Below are 20,280 nucleotides of genomic sequence, written 5' to 3'. Positions count from 1 at the left end.
CGAGGTTTGCGTCCGGGAAGCGTAGATTCGGAAGCAGAGCCGTTCCGGGGGGAGCGACGGACGGCCTCGGCCGGAGCGACATCCCGTGCCCCGTGCTGCGGACCCGCGGCCGGGGCGCCGCCGGGGTCGTCGGTGCTCTTCCCGTCACGGTGCATAATTATTGAAGACCATGCATAAAATTGAGCTAGAGTGGGCCGTATGACGTTCAGCGCAGCAGTGTCGGGAGCATCCGGGTACGCCGGGGGAGAGGTCCTCAGGATCCTCGCGGGCCACCCGGGGATCGAGATCGGGGCCGTGGCGGCCCACTCCAACGCCGGTCAGCGGCTGGGGGAGCTGCAGCCGCACCTGCACTCCCTGGCCGACCGCGTGCTCGTCGACACCACGGTCGAGAACCTCGCCGGCCACGACGTCGTCTTCCTCGCCCTGCCGCACGGGGCCTCGGCCGCGATCGCCGCGCAGCTGCCGCCGGAGACCGTGGTGATCGACGCCGGGGCCGACCACCGGCTGGAGTCGGCCGAGGACTGGGACCAGTTCTACGGCTCGGCCCACGCCGGCACCTGGCCCTACGGGCTGCCCGAGCTGCTCGTCGACGGGGAGGGCGCCCGCCAGCGCGAGCGGCTGCGCGGGGCCACGCGGATCGCGGTGCCGGGCTGCTACCCGACCAGTGCCCTGCTCGCCCTGGGCCCGGGCTTCGCCGCCGGGCTCCTGGAGCCCCAGGACGTCGTGATCGTCGCCGCCTCGGGCACCTCGGGCGCCGGCCGGGCCCTGAAGCCGCACCTGCTGGGCTCCGAGGTGATGGGCTCCATGGCCCCCTACGGGGTGGGCGGGGCGCACCGGCACACCCCCGAGATCGAACAGGGGCTGTCCCGGGCCGCGGGCGAGCGCGTACAGATCTCCTTCACCCCGACGCTGGCGCCCATGCCGCGGGGCATCCTCACGACCGCCACCGCCCGGGTCGCCGAGGGCGTCACGGCCGACCGGCTGCGGGACGCCTGGGAGAGCGCCTACGCGGCGGAGCAGTTCGTGACCGTCCTGCCCGAGGGCACGTGGCCGGCCACGAAGTCGGTGGCCGGCTCCAACCACGCCCACCTCCAGCTCGCCCTGGACCCCCGGGCGGGCCGGGTGGTCGTCACCTGCGTCATCGACAACCTCGTCAAGGGCACCGCCGGCGGTGCCGTCCAGTCCATGAACCTCGCCCTCGGCCTGCCCGAGGACACCGGCCTGAACCTCCAAGGAGTCGCACCGTGAGAACGTACCCCTCCCAGCAGCCCGCCGGGACCCTCCGGGTGGACACCGGCCGCGGGGTGGCCGCGGCCCAGGGCTTCCGCGCCGCCGGCGTCGTGGCCGGGTTCAAGGACTCCGGCGGACCCGACCTCGCCCTCGTCGTCAACGACGGGCCGCAGCACCACGTCGGGGCGGTCTACACGACCAACCGGGTCTCGGCCGCCCCCGTGCAGTGGTCCAAGGCCGCGACCGCCGACGGGCGGGCCGCCGCGGTGGTCCTCAACTCGGGCGGGGCCAACGCCTGCACCGGCCCGCAGGGGTTCCAGGCCGCCCACCGCACCGCCGAGCTCGTGGGGGAGGCGCTCGGCGTCGGGGGCGGCGACGTGGTGGTGTGCTCCACCGGGCTGATCGGCGTCCAGCTGCCCATGGACGTGATGGAGCGCGGCCTGCCCGCGGTCGTCGGTGCCCTGGGCGGCGACGACGAGGCCGGGGCCGCCGCCGCCCGGGCCATCATGACCACCGACTCCGTCTCCAAGCAGGCCGCCTACGTCCGCGACGGGTGGACGGTCGGCGGCATGGCCAAGGGCGCGGGCATGCTCGCCCCCGGCCTGGCCACGATGCTCGTGGTCCTCACCACCGACGCCGAGCTCTCCTCGGACGCCCTGCAGTGGGCCCTGGAGGACGCCGTGAAGGTGACCTTCAACCGCACGGACTCCGACGGCTGCATGTCCACCAACGACACCGTGGTCCTGCTGGGCTCGGGCGCCTCCGGGGTCACCCCGGACGAGTTCGAGTTCAGCCAGGCGGTCACGGCGGTGTGCCACTCGCTGGCCCAGCAGCTCATCACGGACGCCGAGGGCGCCTCCCACGACATCGCGATCACCACGGTCAACGCGGCGACCGAGAAGCAGGCCGAGGACGTGAGCCGCTCGGTGGCCCGCTCCAACCTGTTCAAGGCGGCGATCTTCGGCAACGACCCCAACTGGGGGCGCGTGCTGTCCGCGGTGGGCACCACCGACGCCGCGTTCGACCCGGACAAGCTCGACGTCACCATCAACGGGGTGACCGTGTGCCGCAACGGGGCCATCGGCGATCCCCGGGAGGACGTGGACCTCGCCGCCGACCGGCGGGTGGGCGTGCTGATCGACCTCAAGGCCGGGGACGCGGACGCGACCGTGTGGACCAACGACCTCACCCACGACTACGTCGAGGAGAACAGCGCCTACTCCAGCTGAGCGTCGCATCAGCCCACCGCAGCACCGTCCACCGCAGCACCGCCCACGGCGCAGGAGAACCATGCCCCACCCGAGTGACCCGACCCGCTACGAGACCGCCCGGCTGAAGGCGGCCACCCTGATGGAGGCCCTGCCCTGGATCCAGCGCTACGCGGGCGCCGTGATGGTCTTCAAGTACGGGGGCAACGCCATGGTCTCCGAGCCGCTGCGCGAGGCCTTCGCCCAGGACATGGTCTTCCTGCGCCACGTCGGCGTCCGGCCGGTGGTCGTGCACGGCGGCGGCCCGCAGATCAACCGGATGCTGGAGCGGCTGGGCATCGCCTCCGAGTTCCGCGGCGGGCTGCGGGTGACGTCCCGTGAGGCCGTGGACGCGATCCGGATGGTGCTCACGGGCCAGGTCCAGCGCGAGCTCGTCTCCCTGCTCAACGCCACCGGCCCCTACGCCGTCGGGCTGTCCGGGGAGGACGCCGAGCTCTTCCGCGCGGTGCGCCGGGGCACGGTCGTGGACGGCGTCGAGGTGGACCTGGGCCACGTGGGCGAGGTGGTCGGCGTCAACGCCGAGCCCCTCACCCAGCTCCTCGAGGCCGGGCGGATCCCGGTGGTCTCCTCCGTGGCCCCCGAGGTCGACGACGCCGGCCGGCCGACCGGGGAGATCCTCAACGTCAACGCCGACACCGCGGCGGCCGCCGTCGCGGTGGCCCTGCGCGCGGAGAACTTCGTGGCGCTCACCGACGTCGAGGGCCTCTACGCGAACTGGCCCGACCGGGACTCCCTCATCGCCTCGCTCTCCGCCTCGGAGCTGCGGGCCATGCTCCCCGGTCTGCAGGCGGGGATGATCCCCAAGATGGAGGCGGCCCTGCGGGCCGTGGAGGGCGGGGCGCGCCGGGCGTCCATCGTGGACGGGCGCAGCCCGCACGCGTGCCTGCTCGAGATCTTCACCGACACCGGCATCGGAACCCAGCTCGTCCCCGACCACGGAGCCTCGTCATGACCGCCGCCCAGCACACCACCTCCCGCTACTCCGCGCAGGCCGCCCTGCTCGGGGAGTACGACGACTCCCTGCTCGGCGTCTTCGGCAGCCCCTCCCTCGTGCTCACCCACGGCCACGGCGCCGTGGTCACCGACGCCGACGGCCGCGACTACCTGGACCTGCTCGCGGGCATCGCCGTCAACGCCCTCGGCCACGCCCACCCCCGCTGGGTGGAGATCGTCTCCCGCCAGCTGGCCACGCTGGGCCACGTCTCCAACTTCTTCACCTCGCCCCAGCAGATCGCCCTCGCCGGGAAGCTGCTGTCCCTGGCCGGGGCCCCGGCCGGGTCCCACGTGTTCTTCGCGAACTCCGGGACCGAGGCGAACGAGGCGGCGTTCAAGCTCGCCCGGCGGCACGGCCAGGAGCACCCCGGCCCGGACGGACGGCCCCGCACCACGGTCCTCGCCCTCGAGTCGGCCTTCCACGGGCGCACCATGGGCGCCCTCGCCCTGACCGCCAAGGAGGCCTACCGGGCGCCCTTCGAGCCGCTGCCCGGCGGGGTGCGGCACATCCCCGCCACCCTCGAGGCCCTCGAGCAGCACCTCGACGCCACGGTCGCCGCGCTCGTCGTGGAGCCGGTGCAGGGCGAGGCCGGCGTGCGGGAGCTGCCCGAGGGCTTCCTCCGGCGCGCCCGGGAGCTGACCCGCCGGCACGGCGCGCTGCTGGTCGTGGACGAGGTGCAGACCGGCGTGGGCCGCACGGGGCGCTGGTTCGCGTCCTCGACCGAGCTCACCGGCGAGGACCTGCCGGACGCGCTCACCTTGGCCAAGGGCCTGGGCGGGGGCTTCCCGATCGGGGCCATGCTCACCGTGGGGCCCGAGGTCTCCGCCCTGCTGGGCGCCGGACAGCACGGCACCACCTTCGGCGGCAACCCGCCGGCCACCGCCGCGGGACTGGCCACCGTCACCGTCATCGAGGAGGACGGACTGCTCGAGCAGGCCCGCACGGTCGGGGCCCTGCTCGGCGACGGGCTGCGGGCGGTCCCCGGCGTCGGCGAGGTGCGCCAGCGCGGCCTGCTCATCGGCGCCGACCTCCACGTCCCCGCGGGCGCCACCGCCCCGTTCGGGCCCGCCGTGGTCGAGGCCGCCCGGGACGCCGGGTTCATCGTCAACGCCACCGGTCCCGCGACCCTGCGCCTGGCTCCGCCCCTGATCCTCACGCAGGAGCAGGCGCGCACCTTCCTCGAGGCCCTGCCCGGGATCCTCTCCACCGCCACCACCGCCGTCGCGGCCCCCGCCGCGTCCCCGGCCGGCACCCCTCCGGCCGCCGTCCCCGCGAAAGAAGCATGAAACCGTCCATGACCCCCCGCCACTTCCTCGTCGACACGGACCTCACCCAGCAGGAGCAGTCCGAGGTGCTCGAGCTCGCGCTCGCCCTCAAGGCCGACCGGTGGGCCCACCGCCCCTACGCCGGCCCGCAGACCGTGGCCGTCATCTTCGACAAGACCTCCACCCGCACCCGGGCCTCCTTCTCCGCCGGCATCGCCGACCTCGGCGGCAACCCCCTGGTGATCAACCCGGGGGAGTCCCAGCTGGGCAAGGAGAGCGTGGCCGACACGGCACGCGTGTTCTCCCGCATGGTCGCCACGATCGTCTGGCGCACCTACGCCCAGTCCGCGCTCGAGGAGATGGCCGCCGCCTCGGACGTGCCCGTGGTCAACGGGCTCTCCGACGCCTACCACCCCTGCCAGATCCTCGCCGACCTGCTCACGGTCCGCGAGCACCGCGGGGACCCCGCCGGGCTGACCTTCGCCTACCTCGGGGACGCCGCCAACAACATGGCCCACTCCTACCTGCTGGGCGGGGCCACCGCCGGCATGCACGTGCGGGTGGCCGGGCCGCAGGGCTACCTGCCGGACCCGGGAGTCGTCCGGGCCGCCGAGGAGCGGGCCTCCCGGACCGGCGGGTCGGTGCAGGTGACCACCGACCCGGCCGAGGCGCTCGCCGGCGCGGACGTCGTGTGCACCGACACCTGGGTGTCCATGGGGCAGGAGGCCGAGACCGAGGCGCGGGCCCGGATCTTCAGGCCCTACGGCGTGGACGCCGCCGCCATGGCCCGGGCCGCGCCCGGGGCGCTGTTCCTGCATTGCCTGCCCGCCTTCCGGGGCTCGGAGGTCGCCGCGGAGGTCATCGACGGCCCGCAGTCGGTCGTCTGGGACGAGGCCGAGAACCGGCTGCACGCGCAGAAGGCGCTGCTGGTGTGGCTCATGGCCCGGTCCGGGCGCTACGACCTCGACGCCGCCCGGTCCCCGGCCCTGCCGGCATGAGCATCCCGGCGACGAAGACCGCCCGGCAGGCACGGATCGTGGCCCTGGTCACCGGCGGCGCGGTCCACTCCCAGGCCGAGCTGGCGGCCCTGCTGGCCCGGGACGGCGTGCAGGTCACACAGGCCACGCTCTCCCGGGACCTGGTCGAGCTCGGCGCCGTCCGGGTCCGGGACGGGTCCGGCGCCCTCGTCTACGCGGTCCCGCAGGCCGGGGCCGACCGCTCGCCCGCCTCCGGGATCACCCAGGAGGTGCTCGACGCGCGGCTGGCGGCCCTGTGCCGGGAGCTGCTCGTCACGGCCGAGGCCAGCGCCAACCTCGTGGTGCTGCGCACCCCGCCGGGCGCCGCCCAGTACTTCGCCTCCGCCATCGACACCTCCGTGCTCCCGGCGGTGCTCGGGACCATCGCCGGCGACGACACCATCATGGTGGTCTGCCGGGAGGCCGACGGCGGCGAGGCCGTGGCCCGCCGCTTCCTGGAGCTCGCCGACTGATCCGCGCCCCGCGGGACCGGCCGCGGGGCGCCCGCGGGCACCGGCCGGCCGCCGGCCGGTGTGGTGCAATGGCTCCCACGTCGTCCGCCCCGGAAGGAAGCCCGTCATGCCGAACCTGGCGTCCCTGCTCGCCGACACCGCCGCACGCCACCCCGACCGCCCGGCCGTGGTGCTGGACGACCACGTCCTCGGCTACGCCGAGCTCGACGGGCTCGCGGCCCGGGCCGCGGGGCTCCTGCGCGCCACCGGGGTGCGCGCCGGGGACCGGGTGGCGCTCATCGCGCCGAACGTCCCGCCGATGCCGATCGCCTACTACGGCGTCCTGCGCGCCGGGGCCGTGGTCGTCCCGCTGAACCCGCTGCTCACCCCCCGGGAGCTGGCCCACCACTTCCGCGACGCCGGGATCACCGCCGTGGTGGTGTGGGAAGCGATGGCGGGGACGGCCCGGGCCGCCCTCGCCGACCTCGGCCTCGACGTCCCCGTCCTGGAGCTCGGCGCCGGGACCGGGCAGCAGCTCGCGGCGGCCGATCCGCTGTCCGGGGTGGTGGAGCGCGCGGCGGAGGACATGGCCGTGCTGCTCTACACCTCCGGCACCACCGGCCGGCCCAAGGGGGCGATGCTCACCCACGACAACCTGCGGGGCAACGCCGCGGCGGTCGTGGACCTGTTCCGGATCACCGAGCAGGACGTGTTCTTCGGCGGGCTGCCGCTCTTCCACGTCTTCGGCCAGACCGTGGCGCTCAACGCGGTGGTGGCCGCCGGCGCGGCGGTGACCCTGCTGCCCCGCTTCGCCCCGCGCACCGTCCTGGAGATCCTCGAGCGGGACGGCGTCACGGTCTTCGCCGGGGTGCCCAGCATGTACGTGGCGCTGCTCGAGGCGCTCGGGGAGCGTGCCGCGTCCTTCCCCGCGCTGCGGGCCGCGATCTCCGGTGGGGCCGCGCTGCCGGTGGAGGTGCTCCGGCGCTTCGAGCGGACGTTCGGCACCCGCCTGCTCGAGGGCTACGGGCTGTCGGAGACCTCCCCGGTGGTGTGCTTCAACCGGTTCGAGGGCCCGCGCCGGCCGGGCTCGATCGGCACGGCGGTGCCCGGCGCGGACCTGCGGGTGCTGGACGACCGGGGGCGGGAGCTGCCGCGCGGGCAGGTGGGGGAGCTGGCCGTGGCGGGCCCGTACGTGATGGCCGGCTACTGGCGCAACCCGGAGGCCACCGAGGCGGCGATCCGCGGCGGCTGGTTCCGCACCGGCGACCTGGCGCGCGTGGACGAGGACGGCTTCCACTACATCGTGGACCGCAAGAAGGACATGGTGCTGCGCGGCGGCTACAACGTGTACCCCCGCGAGGTCGAGGAGGTGCTGTACGAGCACCCCGCCGTCGCGGAGGTCGCCGTCGTCGGCGTCCCGGACGAGGCGCAGGGCCAGGAGGTCGCGGCGTTCGTGGTCCTCACGGCCGAGGCCGCCGCGGACGGGGAGCGCCTGGTGCCCGAGCTGCGGTCCTGGGTGCGCGAGCGCCTGGCCTCCTACAAGCGCCCGCGGCTCTACCGGGTCGTCGGGTCCCTGCCGAAGGGGCCCACCGGCAAGATCCTCAAGCGCGAGGTGGAGCGGCTGGCCTAGCGGGCGGTGTACTCCTCGAGCACCGGGAGCAGGTCGGCGCGCTCGAAGACGCGGGCGAAGTCGGCGGCGGAGTGGGCGCCGGCCGTCTGGGAGGCCCCCGCCTCCAGCAGGGTCCGGACGACGGCCTCGTTGCCCCGGAAGACGGCGCTGAGCAGCGCGGTCTGCCCGTTGTCGTTGACCCGGTCCGGATCCGCCCCGGCCTCGAGCAGCGCCGCGACGGTGTCCTCCCGCTGGTGGTAGGCGGCGAGGATGAGCAGGGTGTCGCCCTTGCCGTTGGTGAGGTTCACCGGGACGCCGGCGCGCACGGCGGGCAGCAACTCCTCCGTGCGGCCCTCCCGGGCCATGTCGAAGAGGGTCAGCACGTAGGCCATCTCCTCCTCGGTGAGCTGCGGGGCGGCCGGGTCCTGGGACGGCTGGGGCTTGTCGGTCACGGCGGGTCCTTCGGGGTCGTCGGGCGGGTCCTCAGAGGGCAGTTTATCGGGGACGGCGCCGCCCGGGCACACCCCGGTACCCGGGTCTTGACGTTGCAGTAACCGCCTGGCACGCTCGTGTGACACAGCTCACCCCGACCGTTCCACGCGCCGGTGCCCGCGCACCGGGGATCCGGAGTCCCCATGACCAACCTCGCCGCCCTCCTCCGCGACTCGGCCGCCGCGGCCCCCGACGCCCGGGCGGTCGTGCTCGACGACCGGGTCCTGAGCTACGGAGCCCTCGACGACCTCTCCGCCCGGGTGGCCTCGACGCTCGCCGCCGCCGGCATCCGGCCGGGGGACCGCGTGGCGATGATCCTGCCCAACGTCCCGCACATGCCGATCGCCTACTACGGCATCCTGCGCCTGGGCGGCGTGGTCGTGCCCCTCAACCCCCTGCTCAGCGCCCGGGAGCTGACCTACCACTTCCAGGACGCCGAGGTCTCCCTGGTGCTGGTGTGGGAGGCCGTGGCCGAGGCCGCCCGCGCCGCCGTCGGGCAGCTGCCGCGGGAGGTGCCCGTGGTCGAGGTGACGGCCACCGGGACGCTGCAGCGCCTCGGCGCGGTGCCGCCGATGCCGGAGCTCGCCGACCGGGCCGACCACGAGCCCGCCGTCCTGCTCTACACCTCCGGGACCACGGGCCGGCCCAAGGGCGCGGTGCTGACCCACCACAACCTGCGGGCCAACGCGGAGCTCTCGGCGAGCCTGTTCGGCCTCGGGCCCGGGGACGTGATGTTCGGGGGGCTGCCGTTCTTCCACGTCTTCGGCCAGACCGTGGCCCTCAACGGCGTCATCGCCGCCGGGGCGGCGGTCACGCTGCTGCCCCGCTTTGACCCCGCCAAGGCCCTGGAGATCCTCGTCCGTGACGGGGTGACCGTCTTCGCCGGGGTGCCCAGCATGCACATCGCGCTGCTCCACGCCGCCGGCGAGGGACCCGTCGAGCTGCCGCACCTGCGGGCCGGGATCTCGGGCGGCTCCCCGCTGCCGGTGGAAGTCCTCGAGCGCTTCGAGCGGGTCCTCGGCGCCCCCGTCTACGAGGGCTACGGGCTGTCCGAGACCTCCCCGGTGGTGTGCTTCAACCAGGAGGCGCACGGCCGCAGGCCGGGGTCCATCGGCACCGTGGTGCGCGGGGCGCGGCTGCGGGTCGTCGACGACCGGGACGAGGACGTCCCCGCCGGGGAGATCGGCGAGCTCGTGGTGGCGGGGGAGTACGTGATGGCCGGCTACTGGCGCAACCCGGAGGCCACCGAGGCGGCGATCCGCGGCGGCTGGTTCCACACGGGCGACCTGGCGCGCGTGGACGAGGACGGCTTCCACTACATCGTGGACCGCAAGAAGGACATGGTGCTGCGCGGCGGCTACAACGTGTACCCCCGCGAGGTCGAGGAGGTCATCTACCAGTTCCCCGGCATCGCGGAGGCGGCCGTGGTCGGGGTGCCGGACGAGACCCTCGGCGAGGAGGTCGCGGCCGTCGTCGCCTTCCGCGACGCCCCCGGGGCCGGGACGGACGCCAGGCTCGACGAGCTGGACGCCTTCGTGCGCGAGCGCGTGGCCAGGTACAAGCACCCGCGCTACTACAAGGTGGTCGACGAGCTGCCCAAGGGCCCGACCGGCAAGATCCTCAAGCGCTCCCTCGACCTGGAGGGCGCCGGGCGGCGGAACTGAGCCCGGCACGCCGGAGGGCCCGGCCGCGATCCGCGGCCGGGCCCTCCTCCCGTCCTCCGGCGGTCCGCCGGCGGCAGCGATCCGGTCGGGGCCCCTGCAGGACCCCGGCCCGGGATCAGTTGGCCATCATGGCCGGGTTCGCCTGGGGCTCGCGCTCCACGGAGACGTGCTCGTTGGGCACGCAGTGGGTCATGGTCAGACCCGCCACGCTGCGCGGGCCGTTGTTGCCGAGGTTGGCCACACGCTGCTGCTCCTCCTCGTTCAGGCGCTGGGTGGGCAGCGGGCCGAGGTCCTTGACGTCCTCGAGGGAGACGCCGATGCCGTCGCCCACGCGCCGGCCCATCTCGTCCTCGACCATGTAGAAGTGCCAGACCATGCGCTCCTGGATCGGGCGGTCGCACTGGGAGAGCGCGTCGATCAGGTTGGCGATGAGCTCCTCCTTCTCCCAGTCCTCCTGGAGCTGGAAGCGCTCGCCGGCCTGCTTGTAGTCGTTGGTCCGCTCGATCCGTGCGCGGGTCAGGCGCGCGTTGAGCTGCGGGCCGACCTCGGGCTGGTAGCCCTCGGGCTTCGGCGCCTCCTGGACGCCGCCGGTGATGGACGGCTCGTAGTTCACGTGCGGGTTCTGGCCCGGGGCGTGGTCCACGGCGTAGGCCATCTGGCCGTCGCGCTGGTTGGTGGCCACCGGCACCTTCGGCGCGTTGACCGGCAGCTGCAGGTAGTTCGGGCCCACGCGGTAGCGCTGGGTGTCCGAGTACGAGAAGGTGCGGCCCACGAGCATCTTGTCGTCGGAGAAGTCCAGGCCGTCCACCAGCACGCCGGTGCCGAAGGCGATCTGCTCGTTCTCGGCGAAGAAGTTCTGCGGGTTGCGGTTGAGCACCATGCGCCCGACCGGCTTCGGCGGGAACAGCTCCTCCGGCCACACCTTCGTGTCGTCCAGCGGGTCGAAGTCCAGCTCGGGGTGGTCGTGGTCCTCCATGACCTGGACCAGCAGCTCCCACTCGGGGTAGTCGCCGGCCTCGATCGCGTCGTAGAGGTCCTTCGTGTGCGAGCCCAGGGTCTTCGCCTGGATGTTCGCCGCGTCCTCGGAGGTCAGGGACTTCACGCCCTGCTTCGGGATCCAGTGGTACTTCACCAGCACGGACTCGCCCTGCGCGTTGACCCACTTGTAGGTGTTCACGCCGAAGCCCTGCTGGTGGCGGTAGTCCGCCGGGATCCCGCGCGGGGAGAACAGGATCGTGATCATGTGCATCGCCTCGGGCGACTGGCTCCAGAAGTCGAAGGCACGGTTGGCCACGCCGGACTCGAAGTTCACGGGGTCCGGCTTCTGGGAGTGGATGAAGTCGGGGAACTTGATGGCGTCGCGGATGAAGAACACGCCGAGGTTGTTGCCGACGAGGTCCCAGTTGCCGTCCTCGGTGTAGAACTTCACCGCGAAGCCGCGCGGGTCGCGGGCGACCTCGGAGGAGTCGCGGCCGCCGGCCACGGTGGAGAAGCGCAGGGCGACGTCGGTGCGCTTGCCCGGCTCCTGGAACAGCTTGGCGCGGGTGTACTTGGCGATGGGCTCGTCGCCGTACTTCCCGTAGGCCTCGAAGTAGCCGAAGGCCGTGGTGCCGCGGGCGTGCACCACGCGCTCGGGGATGCGCTCGCGGTCGAAGTGGCTCATCTTCTCGAGGAACGCGTAGTTCTCGAGGGTCGCCGGACCGCGCGAGCCGACGGTGCGGGTGTTCTGGTTGTCGTGGACCGGGTGGCCCTGACGCGTGGTGAGGGACTGCTCGGGAGCGTTCGTCATGGGGGTTCCTCTCGGGGTAGGGACCGGGTGTGCGGCACGGCCGGGACGCGAGGGCCCCGGACGCTGCGGGTGGGCCCGTCCGACGAGGACGGGACCGTGCTCACAGTATGTCGGATGCGCCCGGCTATTGCTAGCTATTCATAATTGCCGTGGGTCGCCGCCCGGGCCGCCCGCCGTGCCCCCGCCGGAGTGCATAAATACAACTTGGCGTGTATAGTCATGCACAGAGACGGGGCCCACGCCGTGGTGCCCGGACGACCGACGAAGGGAAACACCGTGACCGAGCGCGTAGTGCTGGCCTACTCCGGAGGCCTGGACACCTCCGTGGCCATCGGCTGGATCGGCGAGGCGACGGGGGCCGAGGTCGTCGCCGTGGCCGTCGACGTGGGACAGGGAGGGGAGGACCTCGAGACCATCCGGCAGCGCGCCCTGGACTGCGGCGCCGTGGAGGCCTACGTGGCCGACGCCCGCGACGAGTTCGCGGCCGAGTACTGCATGCCCGCGCTGCAGGCCAACGCCCTGTACATGGACGCCTACCCCGTGGTCTCGGCGCTGTCCCGGCCGGTCATCGTCAAGCACCTGGTGGCCGCGGCCAAGCGGTTCGGCGCCTCGACCGTCGCCCACGGCTGCACCGGCAAGGGCAACGACCAGGTCCGCTTCGAGGTCGGCATCCAGACCCTGGGCCCGGAGCTCAAGTGCATCGCCCCGGTCCGCGACCTCGCGCTGACCCGGGACAAGGCCATCACCTACGCCGAGAAGCACGACCTGCCGATCGCCACGACCAAGAAGAACCCCTTCTCGATCGACCAGAACGTCTGGGGCCGCGCCGTGGAGACCGGGTTCCTCGAGGACATCTGGAACGCCCCCACCAAGGACGTCTACGACTACACGGACGACCCCACCTTCCCGCCCCCGGCCGACGAGGTCGTCATCAGCTTCGCGGGCGGCATCCCCGTGGCCATCGACGGCCAGCCCGTCACCCCGCTGCAGGCCATCCAGGAGATGAACCGCCGCGCCGGCGCGCAGGGCGTGGGCCGGATCGACATCGTGGAGGACCGGCTCGTGGGCATCAAGTCCCGCGAGGTCTACGAGGCCCCCGGCGCCATGGCCCTGATCGCCGCCCACCGCGAGCTGGAGAACGTCACGATCGAGCGCGAGCAGGCCCGCTTCAAGCGGACGGCCACCCAGCGCTGGACCGAGCTCGTCTACGACGGCCAGTGGTTCTCCCCGCTGAAGCAGTCCCTCGACGCGTTCATCCAGGACACCCAGAAGTACGTCGACGGCGACATCCGGATGACCCTGCACGCCGGCCAGGCCACCGTCACCGGGCGCCGGTCCCGCACCTCCCTGTACGACTTCAACCTCGCCACCTACGACGAGGGGGACGCCTTCGACCAGTCCCAGGCCCGCGGGTTCATCGAGCTGTTCGGCATGTCCTCGAAGGTCGCGGCGTCTCGCGACCAGCGCCTCGCGGCCGAGGGCAAGTAGACCAGCAGCACGTAGGCTCGTGCCGAGCAGGAACGGGCACGACGACGGAGGGCCCCATCCCGGCGGTGGGGCCCTCCGCGCACGCCGGGGGAGCGCCCCCGGCCCGCACCGACGGGACCGCCAGGACGGCAGAAGGAGAGACATGGCGCAGCAGGACAAGCACGGCACCAACGAGGGCGCGCTCTGGGGCGGGCGCTTCGCCGGGGGGCCGGCCGACGCCCTGGCGGCCCTGAGCAGGTCGACGCACTTCGACTGGCGGCTCGCCCCCTACGACATCGCGGGCTCCCGCGCCCACGCCCGGGTGCTGCACACGGCGGGGCTGCTGAGCGGCGAGGAGCTCGAGGGCATGCTCGCGGCCCTGGACCGGCTCGAGGCCGACGTGCGCTCCGGCGCCTACGCCCCCGCCCCCTCGGACGAGGACGTGCACGGCTCCCTCGAGAAGGGGCTGATCGAACGGGCCGGCCCCGAGCTCGGCGGCAAGCTGCGCGCCGGGCGCTCCCGCAACGACCAGATCGCGACCCTCGGGCGGATGTACCTGCGCGACCACGCCGCGATCATCGCCGGCAACGTGCTCGACGTGGTCCGGTCCCTGCTCGACCAGGCGCAGGCCCACCCCGAGGCCCCCATGCCCGGGCGCACCCATCTTCAGCACGCCCAGCCCGTCCTGCTGTCCCACCACCTGCTCGCCCACGCGTGGGCCATGCTGCGGGACGTCCAGCGCCTGGTCGACTGGGACGCCCGCGCCGCGGTGTCCCCCTACGGCTCCGGGGCCCTCGCCGGGTCCTCCCTGGGCCTGGACCCGGCCGCCGTGGCCGCGGAGCTGGGGTTCGACTCCGCCGTGCACAACTCCATCGACGGCACGGCCTCGCGCGACGTCTATGCCGAGTTCTCCTGGATCACCGCGATGATCGCGGTGGACATGTCGCGGATCTCCGAGGAGATCACCACGTGGGCCACCAAGGAGTTCTCGTTCGTCACGCTCGACGACGCCTTCTCCACGGGCTCCTCGATCATGCCCCAGAAGAAGAACCCGGACATCGCCGAGCTCGCCCGCGGCAAGGCCGGCCGGCTGATCGGCGACCTGGCGGGCCTGCTGGCCACGCTCAAGGGCCTGCCGCTCGCCTACAACCGGGACCTGCAGGAGGACAAGGAGCCGGTCTTCGACGCGATCGACCAGCTCGAGGTCCTGCTGCCCGCCGTCGCGGGCATGATCGGGACGCTGTCCTTCAACACGCGGCGCATGGCCGAGCTCGCGCCCCAGGGCTTCGCCCTGGCCACGGACGTGGCCGAGTGGCTCGTGCGCCAGGGCGTGCCCTTCCGCGACGCCCACGAGATCGCCGGGGACGCGGTGCGGGTCTGCGAGCAGCGCGGGATCGAGCTCTGGGACCTCTCCGACGAGGACTTCGCCGGGATCTCCGCGCACCTGACCCCCGGCGTGCGCGAGGTCCTCACGGTGGCGGGCTCGCTGGCCTCGCGCAGCGCCCAGGGCGGCACCGCCCCGTCCGCGGTCGCGGCCCAGATCGGCGAGCTCGAGCGGCAGGTGGCGGAGGTCGCGGCGTTCTCGCGGCGGGCGCCGATCGTCCAGGGATGACGGCCGGGGCGCCCGTGGACGGGTCCGCGCTGCTCGCGCTGCTCGCGCGGCCGGCCCCCGAGGCCGCACCGCACCTGCTCGGCGCCCTCCTCGGCCACCGGGGCGAGGACGGCGCCGTGGTCGTGCGGATCACGGAGATCGAGGCCTACGGGGGGCCGGCCGGCTCCGACCTGCCCGACCCCGGCGCGCACACCTGGGGCGGGCGCACCGCGCGCAACGCCTCGATGTTCGGCCCGCCGGGCCACGTCTACGTGTACTTCACCTACGGCATGCACCACGCGGTCAACCTCGTCTGCCGGCCCGAGGGCACGGCGGGCGGCTGCCTCGTGCGGGCCGGGGAGGTCGTGGAGGGCGTCGAGCTGGCCCGGGCCCGCCGCGCCCGGGGCCGGACCAGCCCCGTGCCCGACGCCGCCCTGGCCCGCGGCCCCGGCAACCTGGCCAAGGCGCTGGGCATCGACCTGAGCCACGACGGCGCCGGGCTCGCGGCCGGGGACCCGGCCGCGCCGGGCTTCTTCCTGGTCCCGCCGGGGACCGGCACGACCGCGCCGGTGGCCTCCGGCCCGCGCACCGGGGTGTCCGGGCCGGGGGGCACCGCCGAGTTCCCCTGGCGCTGGTGGATCCCGGGGGAGCCCTCCGTCTCCCCGTACCGTGCCGCCGCCCCGCGCCGCCGCCACCGGCCGCCGGGACCGGCGGCCGCGCAGGACGGCTAGCATGACGTGCGTGAGCGAATCCGTTGAGCAGATGATCGAGCGCCTGTGCGTGAAGATCCCCGACTACCCCGAACCGGGGGTCCTCTTCCGGGACCTCACGCCCCTGTTCGCGGACGCCGCCGGCTTCCGGCGGACCATCGACGCGCTGGCCGACGCCTTCCGCGGCCAGTTCGACTACGTGGCCGGGATCGAGGCGCGCGGCTTCCTCATGGCCGGGGCCGTGGCCTACGCCTCCGGCGTCGGCCTGATCCCGGTGCGCAAGGCCGGGAAGCTGCCGCGCGAGACCTTCCGCGAGGAGTACGTCCTCGAGTACGGCTCGGCGGTGCTGGAGATCCACACCGACGACGTGCCCCGCGGCGCCCGGGTGCTCGTGCTCGACGACATCCTGGCCACCGGCGGCACCCTGGGCGCCACCGCCCAGCTGCTGCACCGGGCCGGCCTGCACGTCGCCGGGTTCGGGCTGGTCATGGAGCTCACGGACCTGCGGGGCCGCAGCCGCCTCGGCGGCCACCGCGTCCGGGCCCTGTACCGCGTCTGACCCGGGACGTCGTCCCCGCCGCCGGGCCTGTTACGCAACGTGCGGCGGCGCGGCCGGGGGATCGCCGGGGGTACCGGTAGAATCGATGGTCTGCTCGATCCGGAACGAGGTGTCCACCCATGGCAGAGACTGTCGCCACGACGGCGGCCGAGCAACTTGCTGTCGAGCGCGCGTACGTCGCGATGCTCTACGACCGGCTCGACGAGCTGCGGGCCGAGAAGACGGCGGAGCTCGCGGCCGTGCGCCGCAGCGAGTCGGCCGGCAACCACCAGAACCGTGCGGAGCGCGACGCCTTCGCCTCCCACTACGAGGACCGCCTCGCCCAGCTGGAGGCCGTGGACCACCGGCTCGTCTTCGGGCGGCTGGACACCCACGAGGGCGACCGCCGCTACGTCGGGCGCATCGGCCTGGCCACGCAGGACCACCAGCGGCTCATGGTCGACTGGCGCGCCCGGGAGGCCGCCGCGTTCTACCAGGCGACCGCCCAGAACCACATGGGCATCCGCCGGCGCCGGCATCTGATCCTGGAGGGCCGGGACGTCGCCGCCCTGGAGGACGACGTGCTGGACCCGGAGATGCTCGACGACGAGGGCGTGCTCCACGGGGAGGGCGCCCTGCTCGCCGCGCTGAACCAGAAGCGCACCGGGCGGATGTCCGACATCGTCGCGACCATCCAGGCCGAGCAGGACCGGATCATCCGCGCCCCGCTGCCGGGTGTGCGCGTGGTGCAGGGCGGGCCCGGCACCGGCAAGACCGCCGTGGCGCTGCACCGGGCCGCGTACCTGCTCTACGAGCACCGGGAGCGGCTGCGCAAGGCCGGGGTGCTCATCGTGGGCCCGTCGTCGTCGTTCCTCTGGTACATCGAGCGCGTCCTGCCCGCGCTCGGGGAGACCGGCGTGGTCATGTCCTCGCTGGCCGAGCTCTTCCCCGGCGTCACCGCGGTCCCGGAGCGGGACCCGCGGACGGCGCGGCTGAAGTCGACCCTGGACATGGCCGACGTCATCGCCAAGGCCGTGCGCGACCGGCAGAAGGTCCCCGCGCAGCCCCAGGTGCTGCGTGTCGACACGCACCGGGTGACGCTGAGCCCGCGCACCGTCAAGCGTGCCCGGGACAGGGCCCGCGCCACGGGCAAGCCGCACAACGAGGCGCGCAACACCTTCGTGAAGATCGTGCTGCGCGAGCTCACCGAGCAGCTCGGCGAGCACCTCAACACCACCAGCGGCAACGTGATGGACCGCTCCTACCTCGCCGAGGACATCCGGCAGGCCCGGGACGTGCGGATCGCCCTCAACCTCGCGTGGATGCCGCTGTCCCCGCAGACGCTGGTCGACCAGCTCTTCAGCAAGCGGCACTACCTCGAGTCGGCGGCCCCGCACCTGGACGCCGCCCAGGTCGAGGCGCTGCTGCGCCCGGCCGGCAGCCCGTTCACGGTGGCCGACGTGCCGCTGCTGGACGAGGCCGCCGAACTGCTGGGCGACCTCGAGCAGGCCGGGGTGCGCCGGCGGGCCGAGTCCGAGCGCGAGCAGCGCAAGGCCACGGACAACGCCGAGCGGGCGCTGCAGAACATGCACCAGAGCCTCGAGGACGTCGGCGCCGACGGCATCGTCACCGCCGCCCAGCTGACGGACTTCAACGCCGCGTCCCAGCACCGCATGACCGCGGCCGAGGCGGCCACCGCCGACCGCACGTGGGCCTACGGCCACGTCGTGGTCGACGAGGCGCAGGAGCTGTCCCCGATGCAGTGGCGGGTGCTCATGCGCCGGTGCCCCATGAAGTCCTTCACCGTGGTCGGGGACATCGCCCAGGCCGGCTCGGCGACCGCCGCGCACAGCTGGGGCGACGCCCTCGAGCCGTTCGTGGGGGAGCGCTTCGTCCTCGACGAGCTCACGGTCAACTACCGCACCCCGGCCGCGATCGCCGAGGCCGCCGTCGACGTCGCCCGCGCCGCCGGCCTGGACATCTCCGCGCCCCGGGCGGTGCGGGAGGGCGAGCCCCCGGTCGTCAGCCGGGTCGGCCCCGCGCAGGTGGTCGAGGCCGTGCTCGACGAGGTCCGCTCCGAGCTCGAGCTCGTCAACGGGGGACTCGTGGCCGTGATCGTGCCCGAGGACCGCGTGCCCGGGATCGGCGCCGCCCTGGCCGAGGCGATGCCGGGACTGGTCGGCGCCGGGGTGCGCCGCCTGGACCGGCAGGTGGTGGTGCTCTCCGCCTGGGACGCGAAGGGCCTGGAGTTCGACTCCGTGGTCCTGCTCGAGCCGCAGGCCCTGCTGGACGAGGTCGGCGGCGGGGTCGGCAACCTGTACGTGGCCATGACCCGCCCCACCCAGCGCCTGCGCATCGTATCCGCGGCCGGGCTGCCGGCCGGGCTCGACCGCTTCTGACGCCGGACCGGCACCGGGGCGCGGACGGGACGCCCGTCCGCGCCCTGGTACCTTGGAATCCGTGTCGAACGCAATTGATCTGAACTCCCAGCACAACGACCCGGCCTTCGCCAACATCTGGCAGGAGCTGCAGTGGCGCGGCCTGGTGCACGTGTCGACCGACGAGTCGGCGCTCGAGAAGTCGCTGTCGGAGGAGGAGCTCACCTATTACTGCGGGTTCGACCCCACCGCCGCGTCCCTGCACCTGGGGCACCTGGTCCAGCTGCTGCTCATGCGCCGGCTCCAGCTGGCCGGGCACCACCCGATCGGGCTGGTGGGCGGGTCCACCGGGCTGATCGGCGACCCCCGGCAGAGCTCCGAGCGGGTGCTGAACTCCAAGGAGACGGTGGCGCAGTGGGTGGACCTGCTGCGCGGGCAGGTCGAGCGGTTCCTCTCCTTCGAGGGGGAGAACCGGGCCGTGATGGTCAACAACCTGGACTGGACCTCGCAGCTGTCGGCCATCGACTTCCTGCGCGACATTGGCAAGCACTTCCGGGTGGGCACGATGATCAAGAAGGAGATCGTCGCCAAGCGGCTGCACTCGGACGAGGGGATCTCCTACACCGAGTTCAGCTACCAGATCCTGCAGGGCCTGGACTACCTGAACCTCCACCGGGAGCACGGCTGCACCCTGCAGACCGGAGGCTCCGACCAGTGGGGCAACCTCACCTCCGGCACCGAGCTGATCCGCAAGGTCGAGGGCACCGCCGTGCACGCGATCGGCACGCCGCTCATCACCAACTCGGACGGCACCAAGTTCGGCAAGTCCGAGGGCAACGCGGTGTGGCTGGACCCCGAGCTGACCTCCCCGTACGCCTTCTACCAGTTCTGGCTCAACACCGCCGACGCCGACGTGGTCGACCGGCTGAAGGTCTTCACGTTCCTCGGCCGTGCCGAGATCGAGGAGCTCGCCCGGCGGACCGAGGAGGAGCCGTACAAGCGGGAGGCCCAGAAGGTCCTGGCCTGGGAGGTCAACTCGCTGGTGCACGGGGTCGAGGCGACCGAGAAGGCGATCGCGGCCTCGGCGGCGGTCTTCGGCCGCGGCGAGCTGGGGGACCTGGACGCCGGCACCCTGGAGTCGGTGGCCCGGGAGCTGCCCGGGGCCAGCGTGGAGGCCGGCCGGCTGCAGGTGGCCGACCTGCTGGTCGCCACCGGTCTGTCCGAGTCGAGGTCCGCCGCACGCCGGACCCTCAAGGAGGGCGGGGCCTACGTGAACAACGAGAAGGTCGTCGGCGAGGACGCGGAGCTGGCCCCGGACCAGCTGCTGCACGGGCGCTGGGCCCTGCTGCGCCGGGGCAAGAAGCACCTCGCCGCGGTGACCGTGCAGCCCTGACCGAGGACCGCTCGAGGTCCGCACCCCCGGCCGGGAACCGCGTTTGCGGCACCCCGGACGGGGGTGTAGTGTTCATCGAGTCGTCAGGCAGGGCCGAGAGGCCGGCCGGCGACGATCCCGCAAAGAGCAGCCCGGCCGAGCGCCGGGCCAAGTTCATGCGGGACGACCGTCCGAACGGAACCGGATCGGGTGCCAGCGTCAAGTTGACACGCCGGGAACGGGCCGCCTAGGATGGACGAGCTGCCTGAGGCCGGGAACGAAAACGGTTCCGAGACCGACGGGCAGGGAATCACCACTCACGAGTTTCGGGGCCCTGGGGGGTTCTGGTTCTTGGTCTGTTGTTTGAGAACTCAATAGTGTGCCATGTTTGTTGATACCAAATGTTTTGTTTGGTTGATGGATCGCCTGTGTCCCGCCTCCGTGG

The 20,280-nt window shown here is 73.3% G+C and carries 16 protein-coding genes; 14 read left to right on the top strand and 2 right to left on the bottom strand.

Annotated features, from left to right (window positions below; all coding sequences use genetic code 11):
• Positions 1 to 198 precede the first annotated feature (198 nt).
• The 7 genes from argC (at position 199) to ACWCOM_RS11230 (ending at position 7,855) form a co-directional block, all read left to right on the top strand.
• On the top strand, positions 199 to 1,248 hold the full coding sequence (gene argC / locus ACWCOM_RS11260; RefSeq protein ID WP_454548839.1) for an N-acetyl-gamma-glutamyl-phosphate reductase: 1,050 nt from the start codon (positions 199 to 201) through the stop codon (positions 1,246 to 1,248).
• Positions 1,245 to 2,459, top strand: coding sequence for a bifunctional glutamate N-acetyltransferase/amino-acid acetyltransferase ArgJ (argJ, locus tag ACWCOM_RS11255; RefSeq protein WP_454548838.1), 1,215 nt, complete (start codon positions 1,245 to 1,247; stop codon positions 2,457 to 2,459). Before argC ends, argJ begins: the two co-directional genes overlap by 4 nt.
• 61 nt (positions 2,460 to 2,520) lie before the next feature.
• Positions 2,521 to 3,450, top strand: coding sequence for an acetylglutamate kinase (argB, locus tag ACWCOM_RS11250; RefSeq protein WP_454548837.1), 930 nt, complete (start codon positions 2,521 to 2,523; stop codon positions 3,448 to 3,450).
• The gene (locus ACWCOM_RS11245; RefSeq protein ID WP_454548836.1) at positions 3,447 to 4,778 is read left to right on the top strand and encodes an acetylornithine transaminase; all 1,332 of its coding nucleotides are present in this window, start codon (positions 3,447 to 3,449) and stop codon (positions 4,776 to 4,778) included. The genes argB and ACWCOM_RS11245 overlap by 4 nt, the downstream gene beginning before the upstream one ends.
• Positions 4,779 to 4,786: 8 nt before the next feature.
• Positions 4,787 to 5,755 (top strand): ornithine carbamoyltransferase, encoded by a 969-nt coding sequence (gene argF / locus ACWCOM_RS11240; protein WP_454548835.1) that lies wholly within the window; start codon positions 4,787 to 4,789, stop codon positions 5,753 to 5,755.
• Positions 5,752 to 6,246, top strand: a complete 495-nt coding sequence (locus ACWCOM_RS11235) for an arginine repressor (RefSeq protein WP_454548834.1) — start codon at positions 5,752 to 5,754, stop codon at positions 6,244 to 6,246. Before argF ends, ACWCOM_RS11235 begins: the two co-directional genes overlap by 4 nt.
• A 106-nt stretch (positions 6,247 to 6,352) precedes the next feature.
• Positions 6,353 to 7,855 (top strand): long-chain-fatty-acid--CoA ligase, encoded by a 1,503-nt coding sequence (locus tag ACWCOM_RS11230; RefSeq protein WP_454548833.1) that lies wholly within the window; start codon positions 6,353 to 6,355, stop codon positions 7,853 to 7,855.
• Here the strand turns inward: ACWCOM_RS11230 and ACWCOM_RS11225 are convergent.
• Positions 7,852 to 8,286 carry an ankyrin repeat domain-containing protein gene (locus tag ACWCOM_RS11225; RefSeq protein WP_454548832.1) on the bottom strand — a complete coding sequence of 145 codons (435 nt, stop codon included), beginning with the start codon at positions 8,284 to 8,286 and terminating at the stop codon, positions 7,852 to 7,854. The two genes, ACWCOM_RS11230 and ACWCOM_RS11225, sit on opposite strands and share 4 nt — an antisense overlap.
• A gap of 183 nt (positions 8,287 to 8,469) precedes the next feature.
• Here ACWCOM_RS11225 and ACWCOM_RS11220 point away from each other — a divergent pair, with 183 nt between their 5' ends.
• Entirely contained in the window at positions 8,470 to 9,990 is a 1,521-nt protein-coding gene (locus ACWCOM_RS11220; RefSeq protein WP_454548831.1) for a long-chain-fatty-acid--CoA ligase, read from the top strand.
• A gap of 115 nt (positions 9,991 to 10,105) precedes the next feature.
• Here the strand turns inward: ACWCOM_RS11220 and ACWCOM_RS11215 are convergent, their stop codons facing one another.
• Positions 10,106 to 11,779, bottom strand: a complete 1,674-nt coding sequence (locus tag ACWCOM_RS11215) for a catalase (RefSeq protein ID WP_454548830.1) — start codon at positions 11,777 to 11,779, stop codon at positions 10,106 to 10,108.
• 276 nt (positions 11,780 to 12,055) lie between these two features.
• Between ACWCOM_RS11215 and ACWCOM_RS11210 the strand changes: the two genes are divergently transcribed.
• From ACWCOM_RS11210 to tyrS, 6 genes are all read left to right on the top strand, one after another.
• Positions 12,056 to 13,267, top strand: a complete 1,212-nt coding sequence (locus ACWCOM_RS11210; RefSeq protein ID WP_454548829.1) for an argininosuccinate synthase — start codon at positions 12,056 to 12,058, stop codon at positions 13,265 to 13,267.
• 142 nt (positions 13,268 to 13,409) lie between these two features.
• The gene (argH, locus tag ACWCOM_RS11205; RefSeq protein ID WP_454548828.1) at positions 13,410 to 14,858 is read left to right on the top strand and encodes an argininosuccinate lyase; all 1,449 of its coding nucleotides are present in this window, start codon (positions 13,410 to 13,412) and stop codon (positions 14,856 to 14,858) included.
• A complete protein-coding gene (locus ACWCOM_RS11200; RefSeq protein ID WP_454548827.1) occupies positions 14,855 to 15,568 on the top strand; it encodes a DNA-3-methyladenine glycosylase in 714 nt (237 codons plus the stop codon). The genes argH and ACWCOM_RS11200 overlap by 4 nt, the downstream gene beginning before the upstream one ends.
• Positions 15,569 to 15,599: 31 nt before the next feature.
• Positions 15,600 to 16,106: an adenine phosphoribosyltransferase gene (locus ACWCOM_RS11195; RefSeq protein WP_454548912.1), complete on the top strand. Its 507-nt coding sequence runs from the start codon at positions 15,600 to 15,602 to the stop codon at positions 16,104 to 16,106.
• A 119-nt stretch (positions 16,107 to 16,225) separates the two neighbouring features.
• The gene (locus tag ACWCOM_RS11190) at positions 16,226 to 18,484 is read left to right on the top strand and encodes a HelD family protein (protein WP_454548826.1); all 2,259 of its coding nucleotides are present in this window, start codon (positions 16,226 to 16,228) and stop codon (positions 18,482 to 18,484) included.
• A gap of 61 nt (positions 18,485 to 18,545) precedes the next feature.
• The gene (gene tyrS / locus ACWCOM_RS11185) at positions 18,546 to 19,856 is read left to right on the top strand and encodes a tyrosine--tRNA ligase (protein ID WP_454548824.1); all 1,311 of its coding nucleotides are present in this window, start codon (positions 18,546 to 18,548) and stop codon (positions 19,854 to 19,856) included.
• Positions 19,857 to 20,280 lie beyond the last annotated feature (424 nt).

It is taken from the genome of Kocuria sp. KH4 (assembly GCF_053711175.1).
Note: the sequence above shows the minus strand (reverse complement) of the source record. Positions and strands in the feature narration are given on the sequence as shown.